The sequence below is a fragment of the Streptomyces sp. NPDC048142 genome (assembly GCF_043202835.1).
Lineage (GTDB): Bacteria > Actinomycetota > Actinomycetes > Streptomycetales > Streptomycetaceae > Streptomyces.
This window is the reverse complement of sequence record NZ_JBIDBC010000071.1, coordinates 1-7,340: the sequence shown is the minus strand read 5'-3', so window position 1 is coordinate 7,340 and position 7,340 is coordinate 1. Positions and strand designations below refer to the sequence as shown.

Below are 7,340 nucleotides of genomic sequence, written 5' to 3'. Positions count from 1 at the left end.
CGGCGAGGCTTCTTCTTCCCCATGCTCTCCATGATGGACATCCTCCCGGGGCTGAACCCCTGACCTCGAATGTCCGTCAAAGCGGATCAAGCTCAGTCGAACTGGTCGTAGCCGTAGCGAGTTGTGCGGTCGAGCGGGTCGGACGTCGTCGCGATCCGACCTGCTGTGTCGTAAGTGGTCCGGCTGGTTGCATCGGTGATGACGGTGCCGCCGGGAGGGGTGTACGACGGCAGGATGACTGCGGTGGCTCGGCCGAGTTTGTCGAACTGCGTGCGTGTGATCGCGCCCAGCGCGTCTCTCGTTTCGGTGGGTTCGCCGAAGGCGTTGTAGCCGGTGACGGTCTGCGGCCTCAACGTGGCCGGCAGGACGTTCTTGGCCTCGACCCGGACGGGCGGACTGGTCGATTTCACGAGCCTGCCGAGAACGTCGTACTGATAGGACGTCGTGTAGTCCGGCTTGGGAGCGCCTCCCGCGTTACCTCGGGGACTGACTTCCGTCTGGAGCAGGCCGCGTTGGTCAAAGGACCGTGTGGTGATGTGCGTGGAGGTTCCGTCGCTGAGTGTGTCCCTCTCCGGGTTTCCGCTCGCGTCGAATTCCGTGGTGATGGTCAGCTTCTTGCCGCTGGAGTCGATCGTCGATGCCTGCTCATTGACACGGTCGTCCTTGTCGTACCCGTACGTGGTGACGCGGTTGAGCCCGGACGGGTCCAGGGTCTCGCGTGTCGTCCGGCTGCTGGCATCGACCTGCCATTCGATGGTGGTCTTGCCTCCGCCAGTGGTCTGCCGGGTGAGGTTGCCCGCACCGTCGTAGGTGTTGGACACCTGGACGATGTCACGATGCGTTCCATCGGACTGTGAGACTGCCTTGGCGGTCTCGGTGGCGGGCAGCCCGTCATCGAAGTAGGTGTAGGCGGTGGTGGATCCCATCGCGTCAGTAGCGGTGGCAAGTTGTCCGGCCGGGTCATAGGCGTAGGAGGCCACCACCAGGTCGCGGACTCCGCCGTCGGGGTGACCGGCCCAGTCCTGGAGCACGGTCCGCGCATGCTGGCCGCGCGGTGTGTAGGAGTGGCGGTAGGTGCGTCCTGCCGGGTCTGTCTCAGCTACCACACGGCCGAAGGCATCGTGGACGAAGGACGTCGTACGGGTCTCGGCATCGGTCACCGAGTCGTTGAGGCCGCGGGCGTTGTAGTGGTATGTGGTGCTGCGGACAGTGTCGCCGCCTGTCGTGTCCTCGGTCTTCTCGATCAGGAGATTGCCGTCCGCGTCAAAGGTGCTGCTGACCATGGCGGTGTGAGTCCGGCCGGTGATCTCGTTCTTCACACCCGGGCCGGTCTCCGTCACGATCCGAGACTGTCGATCGTAGGTGAACGAGGTGGTGACCCCCGAGGGAAAGACGTCGGAAATCTGGGTTTCGCTGGTCTTTCGGCCCAGACCGTCGTAGGTGTACTTGACGACGAGGCCGGACGGGGCCTTGGACTCGGCCAGATCACCATTGGCGAAGTAGGAGTGAACGGTCACCGCGCCGGCCGGTGTGGTCTCGGATGCCACCAGGCCGGCCGGGACGGTTCCGCCGCCCACAGCTGGCTCGGTGCCGGCCGTGTAGGCGAGCTTCGTCGTGCGGCCGTCCGGCAGGGTGGTGGTGTCGGGGAGTCCCTGAGGCGTGTAGGTCTGAGCGGTCAGATAGCGCGAATCCCGGGGGCCGGCGGAGCGGGCGTCCCTCACTTCTACCGGTAGGTCATTGCGGGCGTCCAGCTCATCGGTCCTGTTCTCGTAGTACTCGGTGAACGACGTCCAGCATGAATTCGTGTCTCTGCATGTCGTCGTGGTGACCGTGTTGCCGCGCTCGTCCTGACCTGTGATGGTGGCATGGCCGTTCGGATCGGTCATGGTGTGGAGGAAGCCTCCAGTGTCGTACCGATATGTGGTCGTTCCACCGTCAGCATCGGTTACAGCGGTCGGACGCATCCCTCTCAAAGCGTCATAGGAGGTGTTTACGGCCTTTCCTGCGGGGTCGGTGACGCTGACGGTGGAAACGAGCGCCGACAGGGCGGAGCGCTGACGAGTTTCATAGTGGTCCGCCACTTGATCAGCCGTCAGTGCATGTGTGTAGAGGGCTGCTTCGTCGATCTGGCCGGTGAAGTGGTAGGTGCCACTGGGCACGCCCATCCAACCGGAACTGGCGTAGCCCGCTCCGAGGTGTGCGTAGGCCAATCCCTGTTCGGAAATGGTGCCCGGCAACGTTCCGATCAGCTCACCGTCCAGGTAGAGGGATTGTGTGGTGCGGGCACCGGTGAGAACCGCATGGTGCCATTTGCCGTCGGTGACGGTTCGGGAAGAGGTGATGGGGTTGGCTCCAGGATTTCCTGTCAGGTACCACTGCCCCCGTAGCTTTCCGGAGGCGTCGACGTTGAGGGCCGGCCTCCATGAAGTGGGTTTGTCGCCGAGTTTGGTGTTCTGGAAGCCGAGCAGGACACCGGACTTGGTTGTTCTGAACCAGAGTTCTGCAGAGAGGTCGGTGGTACCGGCTATGACTCTGCCGGGGATCGAGACAGCACCGTTGCCGGAGAGCTGTACAGCCTGTCCGTCTCCTGTGCCGAAGATGCCGGTTGTCCCGGAGGTGGCGCTCATATAGGTGCCGTTGCCATCCGATGCGGCAGCGCTGCTGACAGCGTTGGATGCTCCGCTGTCCTCGTCCAGTGGCCAGTAGGCCGCAGGTGAGTCGCCCACGACCTCCCCACGGTAGTGCGCGCTGTCGCCCGAGATAAGTGCGGTGCGTGCGGCGAAGTGCTTCTTCACGGTATCGACCGACATGGTGTGCTCGTACAGTGCCACCTCGTCTATCTGGCCGGTGAAGTGGTAGGTGCCACTGGGCACGCCCATCCAGCCGGAACTGGCGTATCCGGCGCCCAAGTAGGCGTAGGGACGCCCTTGGTCGGAGAGCGTTCCCGTCATTGAACCGACGAGGGCCCCGTCCAGATAGAGGAACTGCTTGTTCCCTGCACCGGTGAGTACGGCGTGGTGCCACTGGTTGTCGGTCACCGACTGGGTGGAGGTGATCGGATCGGCGCCGGGGTTTCCGGACAGGTACCACTCGCCTCGGAGCTTGCCGTTCCCATCGATATTCAGCACCGGCCGCCAGGAAGTGGGGACCTTGCCGAGCTCGGCATTCTGCAGTCCAAGGAGGACACCCCGCTTGGCGGTCTTGAACCACATTTCCACGGTGGGTGTGGTCGGGCTGGTGGGCAAGTCGTTGGGGAGCTGGACGAAGGAATCGGAGCTTCCGTCCAGGGAGATGGCGGTGTCATCGGCCTCGGCGAAGATCCCGGGATCGCCGAGGCGGGCTCGGTCTCCGTAGGAGGCTTCTGAGGCATCCCCGGCGGTACTGGCCGCCTTCGATCCTGAGCGCTCTCCGAGCCGCCAGTAGCCCTCGGGGGCATCCGCTTTGACCTCGTCGGCATACGCGGCCGATCCTGCGGAGTAGGTGGGCGCCGAAACCTTCCAGGTGCCACCGTTGTTGTCGGTGTGTTCGATGAGGCGGCCGCTGGCGTTGTCGTAGCTCGCCTTGGCGTGGGTTCTGCCGGATGGCAGCGTCACCTTGGTGATGCGCCCGCTGGTCGCGCGAGCCGCGTAGTGATCCTTGACCGTGGCGGCGTCCAGGGGGCGGCTGTAGACGGCGGCTTCGTCCAGGCTGCCGTTGAGGTGATGGGTGGCAGCTGCTGTGCCCATCCAACCCTCGTTGCCCCAGCCCGCCCCGAGAAAGGCTCGCTGGTCCTCGCGCATGCTGACCGTACCGGTCAAAGTGCCGATTCTGGAACCATCCAGGTAAAGGGTCTGCTTGGTGCCCTCACTGGTGAGAACAGCATGGTGCCATGCATTATCAGTGACGATCGTGGACGACGTGATAGGTCGGGTTCCAGCATGTTCGAGTGTGTAGAACTGGCCACGCAACTTACCCGCGCTGTCCACACTGAGAAAGGGGCTGTACCGGCGGGGCTTTTCCCCGATCTCAGCATCCTGAAGGGCGCCGAGTACGCCGGTCTTCGTGGTTTTGAACCAGAGCTCGACGGAGAGAACGTCGCTGGACTCGAGCGCACCGACAGGCAACTCGACCACAGAATCCGTGCCGTCGAAGGAGCCGGCCGTGTCTGCCGTACCGAACAACGCGGGTCCGGCGCCCAGCGTGACATCCCGGTAAAGCGCGTCATGCAGACCTGAACGGGAGGGCGACTGGCTGTATGCCGTTGAGCCTTCTCGTTCCCCAAGAGGCCAGTACGAGACAGGGCTCGCGTCCAGAACCATGCTGCGGTACAGCGAGCCGTCTTCGTAGTCGTAAACGGTGCACTCAGTGGAAGTGGCGGGTGGGCACACCTTCGTCAGGCGGTCGCCGGAATAGCTGTACGTCCAGGTCAGCCCAGGTGCCCCGGGGTCTACTGCATGGGTGGACACCGAGCTGATGTGTCCGTTGCTCCAGGTGAAGTTAAGTGTGCGGCCGGAGAGTTCGTCGGTGACCGCGGTGAGATTCTGCGTGCCTGTGCCCGCGTAGGTCAGGCTCTGTGTGCGGCCTGCTCCGTCGGTGATCGAGGAGAGCAACCCTGTGGTGTCGAACCGATAGGCCGTGCCGGACCGCTGCCGGAGCGTCCAGCCCGAAGTATCGGCCTTGAGGTCCATGGTGGTACCGGTCGGGCCCGCCAGGCTTCCGTTCGGGTTGCGGCCGAAACGCACCTGCGAGCCGTCCGCCATGGTGATGAGAACGGTGCTGCTCATGGGCTCCTGGACCAATCGTGCGTCCCATCGTGTCGCCCAGCCTGCTCCGAAGGCGTTGGTCCTGCGAGGGTCGAGAGAGTTGTAAGTCCGGGTAACGGACAGCTCCGGCCCCACGGTGGGGATGGCGGCGTCCGTGGAGGCCGTCACGTAGTTCCCGGACCGCGATCCGACTTCACCCGTACCATCGGCTCCACCGAGGTGGCTTGTGACTGTCGGCTGTGGCACTGCGGTGTTGAGAAATGCGGGGCGCGGCTGAGCGGACGTCGCACTGCCGTCGTAGACATAGGCGTACCACGCGTAGTTCTTCCCCCACACGAGCCAGTCCGCTGGGACGGTCCATTGCTGTCTGTCGCTCCGAGGGCCCTTGCGGCAGCTCTTACGCGTGTTATCGCCCTTGACTTCGCAGATTTCGAACGTATAGCTCAGTACAGCCTTCGGATACCGGTCCATGTCTCTCCCGTTGGCCCAGAGCACTGGAGTCAGGGAGTCCACTTGTGTGCCGCTCGGGGGAGACTCAGCAGTGAGAACGGGCGGTATGTTCACCGCCGAGAGCTGAACGGAAGCTCCTGGAACACCGGCCGATGTGAACCGGCTGACCCCGAAGTCCGTCATGGTCCATTCGACGGTGTACGAGGCGGGAGCCAGCGGGGCGATCTTGGCGTCCACCGTGACGCTCGCCCCTGGTGCGACCGCGCTCGGCATCTCCGTGTATGCGATCTTCGCGCTGTCGGTGATCTCGGTGCCCGCGGCGTTGTACAGGTTGTAGCGCAGCTTGTATTTGCCGCCCTTGGGCCAGGTCGCCTGCCCCCGGTTGGTGAGCGTGATCTTCATCGAGCCCTGGGTGCTGGCGGTGACGGGAGCGGTGAATTCTCCGAGTCCGTAGGTCGCCCCGTACGGCGTCCAGGTGACGTCCAAGCTCGGCTTTCCGTTGGGGTAGTCGTCCGATCCGAACTGCTTCCAGCCCTTGGAGTCGGACGTCGACGCCTTCACCGCCAGTCCGTAGTTCTTCTTCCGGCCGTGCGTCCAGTCGTCCACCAGCTTGCGTCCGGCCGAACCCAGCTTGATCGACTCCCACTTGGCGCCGCCGCAGGGGTAGGCGGTCTGGCCCTCGGGCCGCCAGCCGTGCGCGAAGCTCTTGGAGGCGAGAGCCGAACCCGTCGACGGCCCGGGGTACTTGGCCGTGGTCGACTCGGCCCAGTTCGAGGTGATGGGGTGGACCGTCACCGGACGGGCGGTACAGGAGTAGGACCACGTGTTGTAGAGGGCCAGACCGGCATCGACCACCCAGGCGTTCTTGAGCGTGGACTCCAGGCCGGAGAACCGCAGGAACGCGGCCGCCTTGTGCCCGCCACCGTCGTAGGTGCCGGTCTTGAGGACCGTGGCACTCGAGAAGTTCTGGTTGTACGGGGACTGGACGTACGTACCGGAGGTCGCCGCGACGGACTTCACCGAGGGATCCACCCGAACCGGAAACACCCGGTCGGGCGCCTGGAGCCACTCCTCGTCCAGATCGACCACCAGGACCTGCCCTCCGGCCTCCTCCACGAGGCTGAACCGCACCCCTGATGAGATCTCTCCCTGGCCCGAGTTGTCCTCGCGCCGGGAGTCCTCCATCCAGCCCGCGGGCATCCACGCCTGTTCGACGCCCTCGACGTCGGTGAACGACACCCCGCCGTGCTCCGCGATGCTCGCGGTGAGCCCCTGCACGTGAAGCGGGAACCGCCACCGCGACGGCGCGTCCTTGCTCCGCAGGATCATCGTCTCCTTGAGTGACCCGCTTCCCGCGACGAACTCCAGGTCAGCGGCCTCGTGCACCTCGGGGTACGTGATGACGCTGCCGGACACCTGCCCGCCGGACGGCTGGGCGTCCTCGACGCCGTAGCCCACCGACAGCTGGTCACCCAGCTCCATCCGCACCACGGGCCCGGCCGCCACGTCCGGGGCGAAAGTCAGCGGCGCCTCGGTGGACCTGGTCCGCCAGCCGGCGTCCTCGTCACTCCCGCTCATGGTGCGTGGACCGGTGTCGCCGGCCGGCACGAGGGAGGAGTCGGTCTTCTGCCATGTTCCGCCCTCGGAACGGAAGTTGACCGGCTCGTTGTAGAAGCGGGTGGTGTAGGTCCCGTCGTCGTTGAGGAAGGTGGACTCCCGCTCCTTGCGCGCGCTCTCCACCTCGACACTGCGTTGCGCATCGAATCCTGGAGTGGTAGTGGACCGAGGGCTGTCGACCTGCTCAGCCCGCCCCGGTGCCGGGAGTTCCGTCTGTGGATTCAGCCGCTCTACGGACGAGGCGCTTTCGGCCGGCAGCTCTCCAGGCAATGCCATCGCGCCGTCGCGGCCTCCGGTGGCGGTTGCGTCGGTGGCACTGCTGGGTGCTCGATGACCCATGCCCGCAGCGGATCCCCATCCCTGAACCGGCCAGTCTCCGGGCCCGGCTTGGGTGGTTCCTGCCAGGTCGAAGGCCCTCGCAGCCTGCTCCGTGCCGGGGTCTTGTCCCCGAGGGGTGGACACCTGTTCGTATCGTTATGCGGCGAGTGTCAGGGTAGCTGACTGCTGTTCGTAGGCGATCGGTGCTTGCTG

The 7,340-nt window shown here is 65.0% G+C and carries 1 protein-coding gene; it reads right to left on the bottom strand.

Features of this window, described 5'->3' with window-relative positions; genetic code table 11:
* Positions 1 to 92 precede the first annotated feature (92 nt).
* Positions 93 to 7,271: a LamG-like jellyroll fold domain-containing protein gene (locus tag ACGF2Y_RS36435; protein WP_392956352.1), complete on the bottom strand. Its 7,179-nt coding sequence runs from the start codon at positions 7,269 to 7,271 to the stop codon at positions 93 to 95.
* Between the last annotated feature and the right edge of the window lie 69 nt (positions 7,272 to 7,340).